Below are 19,247 nucleotides of genomic sequence, written 5' to 3'. Positions count from 1 at the left end.
CAGTAGACGACTGGGTTGATAGGCCAGATGTGGAAGCCCGGTAACGGGTGGAGCTGACTGGTACTAATAGGCCGAGGGCTTGTCCTCAGTTGCTCGCGTCCACTGTGTTTGTTCTGAAGCAACGAACTCCCGCATGCCTGGATGGGTGTGTGCCGGTTGAGTTCAACTTCATAGTGTTTCGGTGGTCATAGCGTTAGGGAAACGCCCGGTTACATTCCGAACCCGGAAGCTAAGCCTTTCAGCGCCGATGGTACTGCAGGGGGGACCCTGTGGGAGAGTAGGACGCCGCCGAACAAATTGTGGGAAAAGCCCCGCACCGGATCTGTAGGAATACAGGTCACGGTGCGGGGCTTTTTCGCGTTTGCGGGTGTTTCGGGGGCTGCCGTTGCGGTCCCGGGAGGAGCGCCCGCACCCCCGGTGTATCGGGGGCCCTCGCTGACGGTAGGGTCAGGGGGCATCGTTGGCACGTTTCCCACAGGAGGCCCCCGGGTGGAGGTCCAGGAGACTCGCGTTCAGACGGACCGGGTGCTCACCATCCCCAATATTCTCAGCATGGCGCGCCTTGTCGGCGTACCGCTCTTCCTGTGGCTGATTCTCCGCCCCGTCTTCGGCGGCCCGAACAGTGATGGCTGGGCTCTGCTGGTATTGGCGCTGAGCGGTGTCAGTGACTACCTGGACGGAAAGCTCGCCCGGCGGTGGAACCAGATCAGCAGCCTCGGGCGGCTGCTCGACCCTGCTGCCGACCGCCTGTACATCCTTTCCACGCTGGTCGGTCTCACCTGGCGGGAGATTCTGCCGATTTGGCTGACCGCCGCCCTGGTGGCCCGCGAGTTGATGCTTCTGGTGATGGTGGGCATCCTTCGCCGGCACGGCTATCCGCCGCCCCAGGTGAACTTCCTGGGCAAGGCCGCGACCTTCAACCTGATGTATGCGTTCCCGCTGCTGCTGCTCAGTGACGGAAGCGGTTGGCTCGCCTCCCTCGCGGCGATTTTCGGATGGGCGTTCGCAGGATGGGGTACAACTCTGTATTGGTGGGCAGGAATCTTGTATGTGGTTCAGGTCCGCCGACTGGTGAAGGCGGACGTAGCGGCCGATTGAGCTCGGTGATCGCGGGCCCGGTGTCGTGCCGGAAGCCATGTGTGACGCCAGAGGCCTGCCCGTGCGGGTGAAGTCGGCCAGACCGTCATCTCTGCAAGGAGGACGTTTCCGACATGAAGGCCGTCGTGATGGCTGGCGGCGAAGGCACACGCCTTCGTCCCATGACTTCGAGCATGCCCAAGCCGCTCCTGCCGGTGGTGAACCGGCCGATCATGGAGCACGTGCTGCGGCTGCTCAAGCGGCATGGGCTCAATGAGACCGTCGTGACCGTGCAGTTCCTGGCGTCGCTCGTCAGGAACTATTTCGGTGACGGGGAAGAGCTCGGAATGGAGCTCACCTATGCCAACGAAGAGAAGCCCCTCGGTACCGCGGGCAGCGTGAAGAACGCCGAGGAAGCCCTCAAGGACGATGCCTTTCTGGTCATCTCGGGTGATGCCCTCACCGATTTCGATCTGACCGATCTCATCAATTTCCACAAGGAGAAGGGCGCCCTTGTCACGGTGTGCCTGACCCGTGTGCCCAATCCCCTCGAATTCGGCATCACGATCGTCGACGAAGAGGGCAAGGTCGAGCGCTTCCTGGAGAAGCCGACGTGGGGACAGGTCTTCTCCGACACCGTCAATACGGGCATCTACGTGATGGAGCCCGAGGTATTCGACTACGTCGAGGCGGACAAGTCCGTCGACTGGTCCGGTGACGTCTTCCCGCAGCTGATGAAGGAGGGCAAGCCGATCTACGGCTATGTCGCCGAGGGCTACTGGGAGGACGTCGGCACGCACGAGAGCTACGTCAAGGCGCAGGCCGACGTGCTCGAAGGCAAGGTCGATGTCGAGATCGACGGATTCGAGATCTCCCCGGGCGTATGGGTCGCGGAAGGTGCCGAGGTGCATCCGGACGCGGTGCTCCGGGGCCCCCTCTATGTGGGGGACTACGCGAAGGTCGAAGCGGATGTGGAGATCCGCGAGCACACCGTCGTGGGTTCGAACGTGGTCGTCAAGAGCGGCGCCTTCCTGCACAAGGCCGTCGTCCACGACAACGTCTACATCGGCCAGCACAGCAATCTGCGCGGCTGTGTGATCGGCAAGAACACCGACATCATGCGGGCGGCCCGGATCGAGGACGGTGCCGTCATCGGGGACGAGTGCCTGGTCGGCGAGGAGTCGATCGTCCAGGGAAACGTGAGGGTCTACCCGTTCAAGACCATCGAGGCCGGCGCCTTCGTGAACACGTCGGTGATCTGGGAGTCGAGAGGCCAGGCCCATCTCTTCGGAGCCCGGGGCGTCTCCGGGATCCTCAACGTCGAGATCACCCCGGAGCTCGCCGTTCGCCTCGCGGGCGCGTACGCCACCACGCTGAAGAAGGGCTCGACCGTCACCACGGCACGTGACCACTCCCGTGGTGCGCGAGCGCTCAAGCGGGCCGTCATCTCGGCGCTGCAGGCCAGCGCCATAGACGTACGGGATCTGGAGAACGTGCCGCTGCCGGTCGCGCGGCAGCAGACCGCGCGCGGCAGTGCGGGCGGGATCATGATCCGTACGTCGCCGGGCGTTCCGGACTCCGTCGACATCATGTTCTTCGACGAGCGGGGCGCGGACCTGTCGCAGGCCGGGCAGCGCAAGCTCGACCGGGTCTACGCGCGCCAGGAGTACCGGCGTGCGTTCCCGGGGGAGATCGGAGACCTTCAGTTCCCCTCCAGCGTCTTCGACTCCTACACCGGGGCGCTGCTGCGCACGGCCGACACCACCGGGATCGCGGAGGCGGGGCTCAAGGTCGTCGTCGACGCGTCCAACGGCAGCGCCGGTCTGGTGCTGCCGAGTCTTCTCGGTCGGCTCAAGGTCGACTCGCTGACGATCAATCCGGGTCTGGACGAGTCCAGGCCCACCGAGTCCGCCGAGAGCCGGCGGGCCGGGCTCGTGCGGCTCGGGGAGATCGTCGCCTCGGCGCGGGCCGCGTTCGGGGTGCGGTTCGACCCGGTGGGCGAGCGGCTCTCGCTGGTCGACGAGCGGGGCCGGATCGTCGAGGACGACCGGGCGCTCCTGGTCATGCTGGACCTGGTCGCGGCCGAACGGCGCAGTGGTCGGGTGGCGCTGCCGGTGACGACCACCAGGATCGCCGAGCAGGTCGCCGCCTATCACGGCACTCAGGTGGAGTGGACGACCACGTCGCCGGACGATCTGACCCGGGTGGGCCGCGAGGAATCCACGATCTTCGGTGGCGACGGGCGCGGCGGGTTCATCGTGCCCGAGTTCAGCAGTGTCTTCGACGGAGCGGCCGCCTTCGTGCGGCTCATCGGTCTGGTGGCGCGCACCCAGCTCACGCTCAGCCAGATCGACGCGCGGATACCGCAGGCGCATGTGCTGCGGCGGGACATCCCGACTCCGTGGGCGGTCAAGGGCATGGTGATGCGCCGGGTCGTGGAGGCGGCGGGGAGCCGGTCCGTGGACACGACCGACGGCGTGCGGGTCGTCGAGGCCGACGGCCGCTGGGTGATGGTGCTGCCCGATCCCGCCGAGGCCGTCACTCATCTGTGGGCCGAGGGGCCGGACGACGTGTCGGCTCAGGCGTTGCTCGACGAGTGGGCCGCGGTGGTCGACAGCGCAGGTCACTGAGGTCATAGGGGTGTGCCGGGCCGGCCCTGTGGGCGTGGCCCGGCACACCGGTGGGGCCATTCGGTGGTAGCGGTGCCGACGTGCGACGATGTGCGGCATGTCGCAGCAGCCCCCCGTTCGGAGCACGCCGTCTCCGCCCCCGCGTCCCGACGCGTCGATGTCGCTGCTGACCAATGTCATGGACCACGCGCTCGACGACGGTTACGCGGAGGCGACCGCCCGCCGCGAGGCCGAGGGCGAAGCGGGGATGCCGCGCACGCTGCGGGCCAAGCTCGCTCTCGCGGGGGGCCTGGTGCTCGCCGCCCTGGTGGTGACGGTCGGGGCCGCGCAGGCCCGCATCACCGCTCCTGTGGTCGCCAAGGAGCGCCAGGAGCTGATCGACCGGGTCGAGTCGGAGACCAAGGCCGCCGACAAGCTGCAGGACGACGTGGACGGGCTGCGGACCGAGGTCGGGGACCGGCAGCGCAAGGCGCTCGAGAAGCACGGCGGCGACCAGGGCGAACTGGTGGCGCTGTTGTCCGGCGCGACCGAGGTGCACGGGCCGGGCGTGAAGCTGGTCGTCGACGACGCCAAGGACACCGCCCAGGGCGACGGCAGCCGCCCGCGTGAGAGCACGACCTTCGCCGACACCGGCCGGGTACGGGACCGTGACATGCAGCGCGTGGTCAACGGGCTGTGGCAGTCGGGCGCGGAGGCCATCGCCATCAACGGCCAGCGGCTGACGTCGTTTTCGGCGATCCGGGCCGCGGGCGACGCCATACTGGTCGACAACAGGCCTCTGGTGCCGCCGTACACGGTCCTCGCGGTGGGGGACGGCAAGAAGCTGAGTACGGACTTCCAGGACAGCGCGGACGGTCAGTACCTGCACGTACTGGAGCAGAACTACGGGATCAGGGCGAGCATTTCGGCCGAGGCCGACGTGCGTCTGCCCGCGGCGCCGAGCCTGACCGTACGCACAGCAAAGCCAATGGCCACGGGCGCCGGCAAGGGCGCGGCCGACACAGGGAAGGGCACATCGTGATCGCCGTACTTGGCCTCGTCGTGGGAGTCGTGGTCGGACTTTTCGTCCGGCCCGAGGTGCCTGCGGTGGTCGAGCCGTATCTGCCGATCGCCGTCGTCGCGGCACTCGACGCGGTCTTCGGCGGGCTCCGAGCCATGCTCGACGGCATCTTTGTCGACAAGGTCTTCGTGGTCTCCTTCCTCTCCAACGTGGTGGTCGCGGCTCTGATCGTCTTCCTCGGTGACAAGCTGGGCGTCGGCGCGCAGCTGTCGACCGGCGTCGTCGTGGTGCTCGGCATCCGGATCTTCTCCAACGCGGCCGCCATCCGCCGGCACGTCTTCAGGGCCTGAGGCCGGTGAGCGACGTGAAGAACACCGATCAGGGTGACGGCGGCGAGGAGCGGCCCGTCGACGCTCCGGGTGAATCCGGCGAGACCAAGGCCGAACTGACGGGGCGTCAGCGGCTTGCCGCGGGGCTCTGGCCGCCGCGGATCAGCCGAGCGCAGCTCATCGTGGCGCTGCTGCTCTTCGTCCTCGGCCTCGGCTTGGCGATCCAGGTCCGCTCCAACAGCGACAACAGCGCGCTGCGCGGCGCCCGCCAGGAGGATCTGGTGCGCATCCTGGATGAACTGGATTCGCGTACGAAGCGTCTTGAGGATGAGAAGCAGCGTCTGGAGGGCCAGCGCACCGAGCTGGAGACCAGCTCGAACCAGGCGGAGGAGGCGCGCAAGCAGACCGTGGAGAAGGAGCAGCAGCTCGGCATCCTGGCCGGCACGGTCGCGGCGCAGGGGCCCGGCATCACGTTGACGATCAGCGACCCCAAGGGCGCCGTCGAGGCGGACAAGGTGCTTGACACGGTGCAGGAACTGCGGGCGGCGGGGGCGGAGGCGATCCAGGTCAACGACGTCCGCGTGGTGGCCAATACGTTCTTCTCGGACGAGACCGGGGGGATCGGCGTCGACGGCAGGAAGGTCACCGCGCCGTACGTCTTCAAGGTGATCGGCAAGCCGCAGGACCTGGAGCCGGCTCTCAACATCCCCGGCGGCGTCGTGCAGACTCTGGAGAAGGAGCAGGCCACCGCCACTGTGGTCCGCTCGGAGAAGATCGTTGTGAGCGCCTTGCGAGTCGCGAAGCGGCCTGACTACGCTCAGTCGTCCTCGCACTGATGAGGGCGGGCGTGAGACCTGCCGCACAAGGGCAGGAGGTTGCGGGGGGTCGCCGCTCCGTAACAGTGGTGCGTGGTGGAAACTGTTTGGCGGATACGGACGTTGTGAGGATGTCCGGGTCGGCAGGTGTGTTGATTCTGGGTTCGTCCTGCCCCACGGGCGGGTCTATTTCGGTCAAGGGGAATCGCCCGTGAAGTTGTTTGCGAAGTTGTTCGGCAAGAGCGCACGCCAGGACGGCGGCAACGCCGCCAGGCACCGTGCTCAGCGCCCCGGTGGGCCGGAGGAGCAGGGCGGCGAGCGCCCGCTGTTCCGTGATGAGGTGGCTGGTTCCGGTGGTGACATTCCGGGCGCGTCGTCTGTTGACCCTGCGGGTGCAGGGCGCATAGGTTTCGGGGAACCGTCAACCTCAGGTACGGGTGGAGGGTTTGGCTCCGACCCGTATGCCACCAGTGCCCACGCGGTGCCGCCGCGGCAGGAGGATCCGTCGATGTCGGGCATGCCTGTTTGTACGAGGTGCGGGCACAGCAATGCTGCCGCCAGCCGCTTCTGCTCCAACTGCGGCGCCCCGCTGCGGCCGGGTGTCGTTCCGGAGCGCGCCTCCGAGACCACCTCGACCATCTCGATCTCGGGCCTTGAGGCGTACGACGCCGAGGTGACGGGCCAGACGCAGCTGCCGTCGCTCTCCCCGGAGGCGCAGGCCGCCGTCGACGCCCTGCCGCAGGGCTCGGCGCTCCTGGTGGTGCGCCGCGGGCCGAACTCGGGAAGCCGCTTCCTCCTGGACGGCGAGCTGACCACGGCGGGCCGTCATCCGCAGAGCGACATCTTCCTGGACGACGTGACGGTCTCGCGTCGCCACGTGGAGTTCCGGCGCGGTCCCGACGGGCGTTTCACCGTCTCCGACGTCGGCAGCCTCAATGGCACGTATGTGAACCGAGAGCGGATCGACTCCGTCGACCTGGCCAACGGCGACGAGGTCCAGATCGGGAAGTACCGGCTGGTCTTCTACGCGAGCCAGCGCGCGCTCTGAGAACCGGCCCAGGGAAGGTTCATGCTGCAGACACCGACGGGCGGTGCCGGATCCGGCACCGCCGCCGCGGGCGGTCGGCTGATGAGCATCGGCGGGGTGCTCAACCAGCTGCGGGACGAATTTCCCGAGGTGACGATCTCCAAGATCCGGTTCCTGGAGTCCGAGGGCCTGGTGGAGCCGCGGCGTACGCCGTCCGGGTACCGCAAATTCAGTGCCGAGGACGTCGAGCGGCTGGCGCAGGTGCTGCGGATGCAGCGGGACCACTATCTGCCGCTCCGGGTCATCCGCGAGCACCTGGACGCGCTGGGCCGCGGTGAGCAGCCTGCCCTGCCCGCACCGGGCGGGTCCCGGGAACTGCCGGACGGCTTCGGCGAGCCCGACGCCGACCGTCCCACGGCCGCCCGGGTGGGCCGCGCGGAGCTGATGGCGGCCGCCGAGGTCACCGAGGCGGAGCTCGCCGAGTGGGAGTCGTACGGGCTGGTCACGCCCGGCCCCGAGGGCGGCTTCGACGCGGAGTCGGTGAATGTGGCACGTCTTGTGGCGGATCTGGGGCGGTTCGGTCTGGAACCGCGGCATCTGCGCGCCATGAAGGCCGCCGCGGACCGCGAGGCCGGGCTGGTCGAGCAGGTGGTCGCACCCTTGCGGCTGCACCGCAATCCGCAGACCAGGGCCCATGCGGAGGCCACCACGAAGGAGCTCGCGGCCCTCTCCGTGCGGCTCCACGCGGCCCTGGTGCAGACCGCTCTGGGTGTCCGGCTTCACTGATCTTGTAGGTGCCCGACTACCCAAACCTGCCGAGCACGTCCTAGGGTTGCTGTGTGAACGAGCTCGACGTCGTGGGTGTCCGGGTGGAAATGCCCTCCAACCAACCGATCGTGCTCCTGCGTGAAGTGGGAGGCGATCGGTACCTCCCCATCTGGATCGGTCCGGGGGAGGCGACCGCGATCGCCTTCGCCCAGCAGGGGATGGCGCCGGCGCGGCCCTTGACGCACGACCTTTTCAAGGACGTGCTGGAGGCCGTGGGCCAGGAGCTGACCGAGGTCCGCATCACGGACCTGCGTGAAGGCGTCTTCTACGCGGAGCTGGTCTTTGCCAGTGGGGTCGAGGTGAGCGCTCGGCCGTCCGACGCCATAGCGCTGGCCTTGCGCACCGGAACGCCGATCTACGGCAGTGACGGTGTCCTCGACGACGCGGGAATCGCCATCCCGGACGAGCAGGAGGACGAGGTGGAGAAGTTCCGCGAGTTCCTCGACCAGATCTCGCCCGAGGACTTCGGCACCAACAGCCAGTGAGCTCCGGATACGTGATCCGGCGGCCCTCGCGATGGCGGCGTGCGCGGTGCGTGCGCCGGGGGTGTTTCGGCGCATTCGAGTAGCCTTTCCCGCTGGAGAGTCACGGGAAACCACTCTCAGGGTGATTATCACTCGGCGTGCCGAGTGTGGCGATCGTTGACGCACCCCGAGTGACTGCCTACCGTCGAGTGGGCAGGTCAAGGACGGAGGGTCGGCGTGAGAATGAGCGGCGACGGTACGGCAGGGGGCGCTCCCGGACGTAGTCCGGGGGAGGGCGGGCCGTACCCGCTCCACAGCAGTGCGGCCGACCCGAGTACCGAAACGATCGGATACCGGGGGCCGACCGCGTGTGCGGCGGCGGGGATCACCTACCGACAGCTCGACTACTGGGCCCGCACCGGCCTGGTCGAGCCCAGTGTCCGTCCGGCGTACGGATCGGGCACCCAGCGTCTCTACAGCTTCCGGGACGTCGTCGTCCTGAAGATCGTCAAGCGTTTCCTGGACACCGGCGTAGCCCTCCAGAACATCCGCGCGGCCGTGCAGCACCTGCGGGACCGCGGCTTTCGCGACCTGGAGCGGATGACGCTGATGAGCGACGGGGCCACGGTGTACGAGTGCGCGTCCCCGGACGAGGTCGTGAACCTGCTCCAGGGCGGCCAGGGCATCTTCGGGATCGCCGTGGGCGTGGTGTGGCGGGACGTCGAGGCGGCCTTGTCGCAGCTGCACGGCGAGCGCGTGGACACCGGTGAGACCCTGGTCGGGCACAACCCGGCCGACGAGCTGGCCAGACGGCGCAACCGGGCGGTCTGACCTCCCCGGCGGCGCCGCCGGGCCGATTGTCAGTGGCGTACGGCAGCATCGGTCGTGTGAGAGCCGCGCCGACCATCCTGCATCTGGACATGGATGCCTTCTTCGCCGCCGCAGAGCAGGCGTCGAAGCCCAGCCTGCGCGGAAAGCCGGTCATCGTCGGCGGGCTCGGGCCGCGCGGGGTGGTCTCCACGGCGTCGTACGAGGCCAGACGGTTCGGCGTGCGCTCGGCGATGCCGATGGCGCAGGCTCGCAGCCTCTGTCCGAACGCGGCCTATCTGGTGCCGCGCTTCCAGCTGTACCGCACGATCAGCGAGCAGGTGATGGAGCTGCTCGGGCGGCTGTCCCCGCTGGTCGAGCCGCTGAGCCTGGACGAGGCCTTCGTGGACCTGGAGGCCGGCGGGGTGGCCTTCGGGTCGGCCTCGGCCCGGGAGGCCGGTGAGCGGCTGCGCAGGGACATCAGGGCGGTCACCGGGCTGAGCGGATCGGTGGGGCTCGCCGGATCCAAGATGCTCGCCAAGATCGCCTCCGAGCAGGCGAAGCCGGACGGGCTCGTGCTCATAGAACCGGGCACCGAGCGGGAGCTTCTCGCGCCGATGACGGTGCGCACCCTGCCGGGCGTGGGGCCGGCCACCGGGGAGCATCTGCGGCGCGCCGGGATGGCCACGGTCGCCGATCTCGTCGAGGCGGGGGAGGACGAGCTCGTACGGCTGCTGGGGAAGTCGCACGGGGCGTCGCTGTTCCGGATGGCGGCGGGGTACGACGACCGGCCGGTGGTGGCCGAGCGGGACGCGAAGTCGGTGTCGGTGGAGGACACCTTCGACATCGACCTGCACGACCGGGGGCGGATCACCAGCGAGGTGGGGCGGCTCGCGGACCGGTGCGTGCAGCGGCTGCGCGGGTCGGGGCACTCGGGCCGGACCATCGTGCTCAAGGTCCGCCGCTACGACTTCTCGACGCTGACCCGGTCCGAGACGCTGCGCGGCCCCACGGACGACCCGGCGGTGGTGCGCGAGGCCGCCGGGCGCCTGCTCGACTCCGTGGACACGACGGGCGGTGTGCGGCTCCTCGGCGTGGGGGTCAGCGGGCTCGCCGACTTCACGCAGGAGGACCTGTTCGCCCAGGCCGCGGGGGAGCGTGCGGAGGAGGAGCCAGAGGGCGAGCAGGGCCCGGCGGAGCCGGTGGAGGCCGAGGCCGAACCGGATCCGGCTCAGCGGCGGTGGCTGGCCGGGCACGACGTGCGGCATGCCGAGTACGGGCCGGGGTGGGTGCAGGGCAGCGGGGTCGGCCGGGTCACCGTGCGGTTCGAGACGCCGACATCAGGGGCGCCCGGCCGGGTGCGCACCTTCCGGGTGGACGATCCCGGCCTCACGGCGGCGGAGCCGCTGCCGCTCGTCGGTGAAAGGGACGCGGCGCAGGGAGAGGGCGAGGCCGGGGACGGGGAGGCTGTCGTCGGGGGTCAGATGTCGCCGCCCGCGAGCCGGCCGAAATCGCGGTCGGACGGCGGCGGGCCGGGGTCGGGGGCCGCAGTGTCCAGACCGTAGTGGTGGTAGAGCTGGAGCTCCTGTTCCGGGGAGAGGTGGCGGCCCACGCCGAAGTCGGGCGCGTCCTTGATCAGGGCGCGATCGTAGGGGACGTGCAGGGCCTCCTCGACCAGGGTGCTGGGTTCCAGGGGGACGAAGGCGTCCCGGCTGAACAGGCCGGTGCGCACGGCGGCCCACTCGGGTGCGCCCGTCGCGTCGTCGAGGTAGACCTCGTCCACCGTTCCGATCTTGTGTCCACTCCGGTCGTACGCCTTGCGGCCGATCAGGCTGCGCGGATCGATATCGGTCTGCACGGTCCCTCCAACTGGTCGCAACCGGTTACAACTGCTCCATAAGCACTACGAAAGTGCACATCGTGAGTGTTGGCCACTTGAGACATGGAACAAAGAATCGGGCTCGGACCTCGCTGGTAGGCTGGCAAACGGCTGCTGACCCCGTGCGGGAGAGCCCTCCGGCGAGCTCCCTGAGTTCTCGGCGGGCGCCGAAGGAGCAACTCCTCCCCGGAATCTCTCAGGCCCACGGACCGCACGGACGAGGTCACTCTGGAAAGCAGGACGGGGGAAGCACGGGCACTCCGGCCCGGGCGGAACCTTTCCTCACCGACGGTGAAAACCGGTCGCCCCCGCGCGCCCGGTGAAGCTCTCAGGTTGAGATGACAGAGGGGGAGGCCGTCCGGGCACCCGCGCCGTGGTGCCCCTCGCAGGTCGTGCGACCAGGAGGCCTCCGTAATGACCGCCAACCGCATTCCGCTCAGCAGCCTTGAGCGTGGCATCCCGTTCGAGCAGCGCCACATCGGGCCCGATGCCGGGGCCCAGGCGAAGATGCTCGCGCAGGTCGGCTACGGCTCGCTCGACGAGCTGACCGCCGCCGCCGTTCCCGAGGTCATCAAGAGCGCCGGGGCGCTGGGGCTGCCCGAGGCGCGGACCGAGGCCGAGGTGCTCGCCGAGCTGCGCCGGCTCGCCGACCGCAACCAGGTGCTCGCCCCCATGATCGGTCTCGGCTACTACGGCACCTTCACGCCGCCGGTGATCCTGCGCAACGTCATGGAGAACCCGGCCTGGTACACGGCGTACACGCCCTACCAGCCGGAGATCTCGCAGGGCCGCCTGGAGGCGCTGCTCAACTTCCAGACCATGGTCGCCGAGCTGACCGGCCTGCCCACCTCGGGCGCCTCGCTGCTCGACGAGGGCACCGCCGCCGCCGAGGCGCTCGCCCTGTCCCGGCGCGTGGGCAAGGTCAAGGGCGGGGTCTTCCTGGTCGACGCCGACACCCTGCCGCAGACCGTCGCCGTGATCCAGACGCGCGCCGAGCCCACCGGCGTCGAGGTCGTCGTCGCCGACCTGAGCGAGGGCATCCCCGCCGAGATCGTCGAACGCGGCGTCTTCGGCGTGCTGCTCCAGTACCCGGGCGCCTCCGGCCGGGTCCGCGACCTCAAGCCCGTCATCGACGCGGCCCACGAGCTCGGCGCGATCGTCACCGTCGCCGCCGACCTGCTCGCGCTCACGCTGCTCGCCTCGCCCGGCTCGCTCGGCGCCGACATCGCCGTCGGTACGACCCAGCGCTTCGGCGTCCCGATGGGCTTCGGCGGCCCGCACGCCGGATTCATGGCGGTCCAGGAGAAGTTCGCCCGCAGCCTGCCCGGCCGCCTGGTCGGCGTCTCCGTCGACGCGGACGGCAACAAGGCCTACCGGCTGGCCCTGCAGACCCGTGAGCAGCACATCCGTCGTGAGAAGGCCACCAGCAACATCTGCACCGCGCAGGTGCTGCTGGCCGTCATGGCCGGGATGTACGCCGTCTACCACGGCCCGGACGGGCTGCGGCAGATCGCCCGGCGCACCCACCGCTACGCCGTCGTGCTCGCCGAGGGCCTGAGGGCCGCCGGGGTCGACGTCGTGCACGGCGCCTACTTCGACACGCTGACCGTACGGGTGCCGGGCAAGGCCGCCGAGGCCGTCGCCGCGGCCCGCGAGGGCGGGGTCAACCTGCACCTGGTGGACGCGGACACCGTCTCCCTCGCCTGCGACGAGACCACCACGCGCGCCCAACTCGCCGCCGTCTGGGCCGCGTTCGGGGTCGACGCCGACGTGGAGGCGCTGGACGAGGTGGCCGCCGACACGCTGCCCGACGCCCTGCTGCGTACCGACGACTTCCTGACCCACCCGGTCTTCCACCAGCACCGCTCCGAGACCGCGATGCTGCGCTACCTGCGCAAGCTCGCCGACCGCGACTACGCGCTCGACCGCGGCATGATCCCGCTCGGCTCCTGCACCATGAAGCTGAACGCGACCACCGAGATGGAGCCGGTGACCTGGCCCGAGTTCGGGCAGATGCACCCCTTCGCGCCGGTCGAGCAGGCCGCCGGATACCTCACGCTCATCCGTGAGCTGGAGGAGCGGCTCGCCGAGGTCACCGGGTACGACGCGGTGTCCATCCAGCCCAATGCCGGTTCGCAGGGCGAGCTCGCGGGTCTGCTCGCGGTCCGCGCCTACCACCGCGCCAACGGCGACACCCAGCGCACCATCTGCCTCATCCCGTCCTCCGCGCACGGCACCAACGCCGCGAGCGCCGTGATGGCCGGCATGAAGGTCGTCGTCGTCAAGACCGCCGACGACGGCGAGGTCGACGCGGACGACCTGCGCGCCAAGATCGAGCAGTACCGCGACGAGCTGTCGGTGCTGATGATCACCTACCCGTCGACCCACGGTGTGTTCGAGGAGCACGTCGCGGAGATCTGCGGTCTGGTCCACGAGGCCGGCGGCCAGGTGTACGTCGACGGTGCCAACCTCAACGCCCTGGTGGGCCTCGCCAAGCCGGGCAAGTTCGGCGGCGACGTCTCGCACCTCAACCTGCACAAGACGTTCTGCATCCCGCACGGCGGCGGCGGCCCCGGCGTCGGCCCGGTCGGCGTGCGCGCGCACCTCGCGCCGTACCTGCCGAACCACCCGCTCCAGCCGACCGCCGGTCCCGAGACGGGCGTCGGCCCGATCTCGGCCGCGCCGTGGGGCTCGGCGGGCATCCTGCCGATCTCGTGGGCGTACGTACGTCTCATGGGCGGTGAGGGCCTCAAGCGCGCGACCCAGGTCGCCGTGCTCGCCGCCAACTACATCGCCAAGCGCCTCGAGCCGCACTACCCGGTGCTCTACACGGGCCCGAACGGGCTCGTCGCGCACGAGTGCATCGTGGACCTGCGGCCGCTGTCCAAGGCGACCGGCGTCAGCGTCGACGACATCGCCAAGCGCCTGATCGACTACGGCTTCCACGCGCCGACCATGTCGTTCCCGGTGGCCGGCACGCTGATGATCGAGCCCACCGAGTCCGAGGACCTGAACGAGATCGACCGGTTCTGCGACACGATGATCGCGATCCGCGGCGAGATCGAGAAGGTCGCCTCCGGCGCCTGGCCGGCCGACGACAACCCGCTGGCCAACGCCCCGCACACCGCGGCCGCGCTCGGCGGCGAGTGGAACCACGCCTACAGCCGCGAGGAGGCCGTCTTCCCGGCCGGCGTGTCGGCCGCCGACAAGTACTGGCCGCCGGTCCGCCGCATCGACGGCGCCTTCGGCGACCGCAACCTGGTCTGCTCCTGCCCGCCCTTGGACGAGTACGACAACTGACCGGACATGCGTAAGGGCCGGTTCGGGGGATGTTCCCCGGGCCGGCCCTTGTGGTGTCCGTACGGGACGGGTCCGTACGAGAACTGCCGAACGAGGCCGCGTCAGGCGGCCGTCGCCACCTGCTCCGCCGTGAGCGACCGGTGCGGGGCGATGATCTGCCCGTCCGGCAGCAGCTCACCGGTGTCCTCGAAGAGCAGGACACCGTTGCACAGCAGGCTCCACCCCTGCTCCGGGTGGTGTGCCACGGGCTTCGCGGCTTCCCGGTCGGCGGAGAAGGCTGTAGGGCAGGCTGGCTGGTGCTGGCACATGGATGCGTTCTTTCGCTGCGTCGTGGTGAGTGTGCTGCGGCTCGATGCGTTGTTCATGGCCGCCCCCCGTAGTAAGTCGGTCGGTCCGATCCCAGTGTTGCCCCACGGGCGTCAATCCGCAGGGATTTCGCGGCAGCGCTTCCTACTGCTTAATGACGTATCACCCGTGCGGACGGTTCAGCTCAACTGGCCTGTCTTTTCGGGTGGTTCGCAGTGGCCCGCCGGGACTAGCCCGTATGGCGGAGGCGGCGCGTACGCAGCATAGACACACCAGTGCCCCGCCACCACACCGGTCGCGGGGCACTTTTCTCGCGCGTCGCCGAAGGCGAGGTCAGACGGGCTGGCCGAGCAGCGGAGCGGGAGCCAGACGAAGGGTCAGGACCGGCAGCAGCTCGCTCACCCGCAGCGGGCGGTGGGCGCAGATGCCGGGCGGCGCGGGCGCCAGCGGCACCAGCAGGTCGTGCGGTGCGGGGGAGCCCGAGGCGCCGTCGGCGGTGGCGTCGGAGTGCAGCCACAGCGTCAGCATGTACAGCTCGGGGACCGAGAGCAGCCGGGGCTGGTAGTGCGGGGTGAGCAGCTCGGCCTGGCGCAGGGCGCGCTGGGTCGAGGCGATGTAGGGGCCCTCGAAGAAGTGCGAGAAGGCCCAGCCGTCCGGGGTGAGGCGGGTGTCCGCGGCGGCGACCGGATGGTCGGGGCCGCTGATGAGGAAGCGCCAGCCGGCCAAGCGGGTGCGCGGGGTCCGGCCGCCCGGGGTGATCCCGTCCAGGACGTGGAGCGGGAGCGGGAGTTCGGGGGTGAGCGGGCCTTCGGCGGAGCGGAGGGCCGGGGTGCGGGCCTCGCGTACGGCGGTGGGGGAACCGAGTGCCGCGAGTACGCTGCGCAGGGCGGGCGCGGGGGCCGGGGGGACATGCAGCGGCATGGTGGGTCGCCTCTCACTTCGGAGACACGGTGATGCGTGGGCAGTGCGGACGGCGCTGTCTGCGGTGCGGGGTCAGAGGGGGGCCGTCGAGCGATGGCCGGGGCGCCAACTCTCTGCCTCGTTTGCGGAGTTTATACGACACGTGTTCACGCAGTGTTTCGTCTAGCTGTCGCCGATATTGCCCGCAAGTCGGTATCAGGTCCTTCCGTGCGGGCGATTCACCCGGGCACATATCCGGTGCGGGTCCCCCACCTGGAATGCCGTCCCGCCGGGGGTCGGCCGAATCTCGTCGGTGTTTTTCACCATTACCGAGCGGGCGGTAACTGCACGTTGCCGTATGCCCGCTGAATGTGCCGCGGGCCCTGGCCCCCGACGCTACTCCGGTGGCGTCGCCCGCGCAGGCGTTATGGATCAGTCTGCCGGGGCATTATCGACCATGACGCGAGCGGCCGGTGTCGCTGGCTGCCCATTCGAGGAGGGACCCTTCGATGGGGGAGAAGGTCGTGGCAGGCGGATTCGACCTGTCCGATCGGCACCGTTACCGGGACAAGCTGCACCAGTGCCTGGAGGGGCTGGGGAAGCTGTTGGACCAGAAGCGGTTCGACCGTCCCAGGAACCTGATGGGGCTGGAGCTGGAACTGAATCTCGCGGGTCCCGACGGTATGCCGCGCATGATGAATGGCGAGGTGCTGGAGCGCATCGCGAGCAGGGATTTCCAGACCGAACTCGGAATGTTCAACCTGGAGGTCAACATTGCCCCGCACCGGCTCGGCGGCCGGGTATTCGATCAGCTCGCCGAGGAGTTGAGGACCGGGCTCGGTTATGCCGATCGCAAAGCCGCCGAGGTCGAGGCGGGCATCATCATGATCGGAATTCTGCCGACCCTGGGCCAGGACGATCTCGTATCCGGGAACCTTTCCGACGTCGATCGCTACACCCTGCTGAACGATCAGATCGTGGCCGCCCGCGGGGAGGATTTCACGCTCGACATCCAGGGCGTGGAACGGCTCGTGTGCACCTCCGCCTCGATCACCCCCGAAGCGGCCTGCACCTCCGTGCAGTTGCACCTCCAGGTGACGCCCGCGCGCTTCGCCGCGGTGTGGAACGCGGCGCAGGTGGTCGCCGCCGTGCAGATCGCGGTGGGCGCCAACGCGCCCTTCCTGTTCGGGCGGGAGCTGTGGCGCGAGTCGCGGCCGCCGCTCTTCGAGCAGGCCACCGACACCAGGCCGGCCGAGCTGCGGGCCCAGGGGGTGCGGCCGCGCACCTGGTTCGGGGAACGCTGGGTGAGCTCGGCGTACGAGCTCTTCGAGGAGAACCTGCGCTTCTTCCCGCCGCTGCTGCCCATCTGCGACGAGGAGGAGCCGCTGCGGGTCATCGCGGACGGCGGGGTGCCGCGCCTGAAGGAACTGGTGCTGCACAACGGCACGATCTACCGATGGAACCGGCCGGTGTACGGCATCGCAGACGGCGTCCCGCACCTCCGGGTCGAGAACCGGGTGCTCCCGGCCGGGCCCACCGTCGCCGACGTCCTCGCCAACGCGGCGTTCTACTACGGCCTGGTGCGCGCCCTGGCGGAGGACGCCCGGCCGGTGTGGACGCGGCTGCCGTTCGAGTCGGCGGCCGCCAACTTCGACACCGCGTGCCGCTACGGCATCGACGCCGAGCTGCTGTGGCCGGCGCCCCGGCGCGGCGGAAGCCTCGCCCGGGTGCCGGCCGTCAAGCTCGTACGCGAGGAGCTGCTGCCGCTGGCGGCGTCCGGGCTCGACGCGTGGGGGATCGAGCCGGCCGACCGGGACCACTACCTCGGCATCATCGAGGAGCGGTGCCGGCGCCGCGTCAACGGCGCGTCCTGGCAGGTCGACACCTACCACCGGGCGCTGACCGCGGGGCTGGGCCGGGACGCGGCGCTCGCGGCCACCACACGGCGCTACCGGGAGCTGATGCTGGCGGGCGAGCCCGTGCACACCTGGCCCACGGGCTTCCCCGGCCCGTCGGGGCGTTAGCCGCGGTGCTGTGCCCGGCCCAGGCCCATGATCGCCCCGAGGATCACGGCCTGGAGGCCGGCCGGGTCGTTCACCTGGTACCCGGCGCCGCCCGTCGCCCGCGCGATCTGCCGCGCCTCTTCGCGATCGGCGTCCGGGCCGACCGCGATCACGATCAGCGGCACCGGCTTCGAGGGATCGGTGAGCTTCTCCAGCCGCGCGACCAGGTCGGCCCGCGAGATGCTCCCTGGGTCCTCGTGGGCGCCGTCGGTGAGCAGCACCACCGCGTTGACCTTGCCGCTCGCGTACGTCCTGGTCGCCTCCTGGTACGCGGCCAGCGTCGTGTCGAAGAGCCCGGTGGCGCCGCCCGGCACCGGTCTCAGCGCGGCGAAGGCGTCCGACAGCCGGTCGCGCTGGGTGCGGCCGGCGCCCGCCGGGTCGCCGAGCCGGGCGGTCGGCACCAGCTCACGGTAGGCGCGTGAGCCGTCGAGGCGGGTGGAGGAGTCCCACAGGCCCATCTCGTCATCGGGGGTGAACCGTGCCAGCGCCCGCAGCAGCGAGGCGCGGGTGACCTCCATCCGTGAGCGGCCGCCCGAGCCCGGCACGATGGCCGCCATCGAGCCGGACACGTCCACCACCGTCGTCAGCCGTGCGCTCTGCACGGTGATCGTCCACATGCCGAGCGCGTCCTGCAGCTCCTGGGCGGAGGGAGGCTCGGCGGTGGCGCCGGCGTACGGCTGCGGAGAGCTGCCCACGGCGGCCGAGGCGACCGGAGCGGCCAGGCTCTCGCCCGGCGGGCGGAACCCCTGTGCGGCCAGTACGCGCACGGACCCGGGGTCGCCGAGCAGCGTCAGAAAGCGCATCGCCGCCCGGCTCTCGTTGGTGCGCATGCCCGCCTCACGGATCATCGTGTACGGATAGTCGAGCTGCGGCGCGCCGTCCTTGGGGTAGAAGAGCCGCACCCTGCGGTCGGCGCCGTGCGAGGCGTTGTACGCGAAGGCCGCCTGTTCGGACAGGAACAACGTCTGGTTGCGGCGTGCGTTGCCGCTCTCCGCGGCCGAGTTGTCGCGCGGCAGCGTGTCCACCACCTGCCCGTCGTGGTCCGAGACCCGCTGGGAGAGCAGCTTGGCGAGGGCCGCGGTGCGGGCTGCGCCGTCGCCTCCCCCGCTCGCCGCCGACTTGCCGACGGAACTCAGCGCGAGCAGTCCGCAGGCGCTGTGCGCCGGGTCGGCCGAGCCCAGGCGTACCGTGCCGTCCTGCCCGGCGGCCTCGGCCACCGCGGCCCAGGTGTACGTCTTCGCCGGCCAGCCGAGCGACTTGGCGGCCGCCGGGACCGCGGCGAGGGCGACGGGGGAGGCGGCGACGTGTCCCGCGGTGACGACGGTGGCCGAGCCGCCGGTGTCCTTCACCCGGTCCACCCACATCGACGCGTCGGGAATCCACACCGAGAAGTCGGGCTTGGCGTGCGCGGCGAACGAAGCCGCGACCTGGTAGGAGTCGCGGGCGCTCACCCGCACGTCCATGCACGAGCCGTCCGAAGCGATCTTCTTCTGGCGGGCCCGGTCGGCGACGGCCTCCACGGCGGGCGCCACATCGGGCGAGGCGACCAGATCCAGCCGCACCGCGGACGCCGTACAGGAGTGGCGGAAGGTGAGCAGCCCGCGCTGCACGGCGACGGCCGTGCCCCCGGCCACCGTCAGGACGAGCGCGGTGGCGAGGGCGATCGTGCGCCGCCGCGCCGAGGCCGCGCCCTCCCCGGTGCTCCCGGTCGCGGCGGCGTCGGGCAAGCTGTGACGTCCCATGACGGTGGTGCCCCTCCTTGAATCCTGAACAAGGAAAAAGGGGACCGCACCAACGCCATGGCGCCCGCCCCCCGGCCTGT

16 protein-coding genes, 2 rRNA genes and 1 riboswitch are annotated in these 19,247 nt (G+C 70.1%); of the genes, 14 read left to right on the top strand and 4 right to left on the bottom strand.

The window, feature by feature from the left end; translation table 11 throughout:
• From DT019_RS04390 to DT019_RS04335, 12 genes are all read left to right on the top strand, one after another.
• Positions 1 to 87: ribosomal RNA gene (locus DT019_RS04390) — 23S ribosomal RNA — on the top strand; the annotation flags it as partial.
• 90 nt (positions 88 to 177) lie between these two features.
• Positions 178 to 294: ribosomal RNA gene (gene rrf / locus DT019_RS04385) — 5S ribosomal RNA — on the top strand.
• 195 nt (positions 295 to 489) lie between these two features.
• Complete coding sequence (locus DT019_RS04380) at positions 490 to 1,098, top strand: CDP-alcohol phosphatidyltransferase family protein (RefSeq protein ID WP_114035232.1); 609 nt, start codon at positions 490 to 492, stop codon at positions 1,096 to 1,098.
• A 113-nt stretch (positions 1,099 to 1,211) separates the two neighbouring features.
• A complete protein-coding gene (locus tag DT019_RS04375) occupies positions 1,212 to 3,707 on the top strand; it encodes a mannose-1-phosphate guanyltransferase (protein ID WP_114035231.1) in 2,496 nt (831 codons plus the stop codon).
• Between the two features lie 88 nt (positions 3,708 to 3,795).
• Positions 3,796 to 4,728 (top strand): DUF881 domain-containing protein, encoded by a 933-nt coding sequence (locus DT019_RS04370; RefSeq protein ID WP_189389130.1) that lies wholly within the window; start codon positions 3,796 to 3,798, stop codon positions 4,726 to 4,728.
• Positions 4,725 to 5,057, top strand: a complete 333-nt coding sequence (locus DT019_RS04365; protein ID WP_031069011.1) for a small basic family protein — start codon at positions 4,725 to 4,727, stop codon at positions 5,055 to 5,057. The genes DT019_RS04370 and DT019_RS04365 overlap by 4 nt, the downstream gene beginning before the upstream one ends.
• On the top strand, positions 5,054 to 5,872 hold the full coding sequence (locus DT019_RS04360; RefSeq protein WP_114035229.1) for a DUF881 domain-containing protein: 819 nt from the start codon (positions 5,054 to 5,056) through the stop codon (positions 5,870 to 5,872). Before DT019_RS04365 ends, DT019_RS04360 begins: the two co-directional genes overlap by 4 nt.
• Positions 5,873 to 5,954: 82 nt before the next feature.
• Positions 5,955 to 6,899: an FHA domain-containing protein gene (locus DT019_RS04355; protein WP_114035228.1), complete on the top strand. Its 945-nt coding sequence runs from the start codon at positions 5,955 to 5,957 to the stop codon at positions 6,897 to 6,899.
• 21 nt (positions 6,900 to 6,920) lie between these two features.
• On the top strand, positions 6,921 to 7,664 hold the full coding sequence (locus DT019_RS04350; RefSeq protein ID WP_114035227.1) for a MerR family transcriptional regulator: 744 nt from the start codon (positions 6,921 to 6,923) through the stop codon (positions 7,662 to 7,664).
• Positions 7,665 to 7,717: 53 nt separating this feature from the next.
• The gene (locus DT019_RS04345) at positions 7,718 to 8,191 is read left to right on the top strand and encodes a bifunctional nuclease family protein (protein WP_006123076.1); all 474 of its coding nucleotides are present in this window, start codon (positions 7,718 to 7,720) and stop codon (positions 8,189 to 8,191) included.
• A gap of 222 nt (positions 8,192 to 8,413) precedes the next feature.
• Complete coding sequence (locus DT019_RS04340) at positions 8,414 to 9,001, top strand: MerR family transcriptional regulator (protein ID WP_114035226.1); 588 nt, start codon at positions 8,414 to 8,416, stop codon at positions 8,999 to 9,001.
• Between the two features lie 56 nt (positions 9,002 to 9,057).
• On the top strand, positions 9,058 to 10,542 hold the full coding sequence (locus DT019_RS04335; RefSeq protein WP_114035309.1) for a DNA polymerase IV: 1,485 nt from the start codon (positions 9,058 to 9,060) through the stop codon (positions 10,540 to 10,542).
• Here DT019_RS04335 and DT019_RS04330 read toward each other — a convergent pair.
• Positions 10,458 to 10,835, bottom strand: coding sequence for a PRC-barrel domain-containing protein (locus DT019_RS04330; protein ID WP_189389124.1), 378 nt, complete (start codon positions 10,833 to 10,835; stop codon positions 10,458 to 10,460). The genes DT019_RS04335 and DT019_RS04330 overlap by 85 nt on opposite strands.
• A gap of 136 nt (positions 10,836 to 10,971) precedes the next feature.
• A riboswitch (glycine riboswitch) is annotated at positions 10,972 to 11,078 on the top strand.
• A 192-nt stretch (positions 11,079 to 11,270) separates the two neighbouring features.
• On the opposite strand from DT019_RS04330, the gene gcvP reads away from it, so the two are divergent.
• The gene (gene gcvP / locus DT019_RS04325) at positions 11,271 to 14,156 is read left to right on the top strand and encodes an aminomethyl-transferring glycine dehydrogenase (protein ID WP_114035224.1); all 2,886 of its coding nucleotides are present in this window, start codon (positions 11,271 to 11,273) and stop codon (positions 14,154 to 14,156) included.
• A 101-nt stretch (positions 14,157 to 14,257) separates the two neighbouring features.
• On the opposite strand, the gene DT019_RS04320 is transcribed toward gcvP, so the two are convergent.
• Positions 14,258 to 14,464, bottom strand: a complete 207-nt coding sequence (locus DT019_RS04320; protein WP_053729707.1) for a DUF5999 family protein — start codon at positions 14,462 to 14,464, stop codon at positions 14,258 to 14,260.
• Between the two features lie 331 nt (positions 14,465 to 14,795).
• Positions 14,796 to 15,383 (bottom strand): hypothetical protein, encoded by a 588-nt coding sequence (locus tag DT019_RS04315; RefSeq protein WP_114035222.1) that lies wholly within the window; start codon positions 15,381 to 15,383, stop codon positions 14,796 to 14,798.
• 488 nt (positions 15,384 to 15,871) lie between these two features.
• On the opposite strand from DT019_RS04315, the gene DT019_RS04310 reads away from it, so the two are divergent.
• Positions 15,872 to 17,386 (top strand): glutamate--cysteine ligase, encoded by a 1,515-nt coding sequence (locus DT019_RS04310; protein WP_114035221.1) that lies wholly within the window; start codon positions 15,872 to 15,874, stop codon positions 17,384 to 17,386.
• Here the strand turns inward: DT019_RS04310 and DT019_RS04305 are convergent.
• The gene (locus DT019_RS04305; protein WP_114035220.1) at positions 17,383 to 19,167 is read right to left on the bottom strand and encodes a VWA domain-containing protein; all 1,785 of its coding nucleotides are present in this window, start codon (positions 19,165 to 19,167) and stop codon (positions 17,383 to 17,385) included. The genes DT019_RS04310 and DT019_RS04305 overlap by 4 nt on opposite strands.
• Positions 19,168 to 19,247 lie beyond the last annotated feature (80 nt).

This window comes from Streptomyces sp. SDr-06 (assembly GCF_003324565.1).
GTDB lineage: Bacteria > Actinomycetota > Actinomycetes > Streptomycetales > Streptomycetaceae > Streptomyces.
This window is presented reverse-complemented; position numbering and strand designations above follow the sequence as displayed.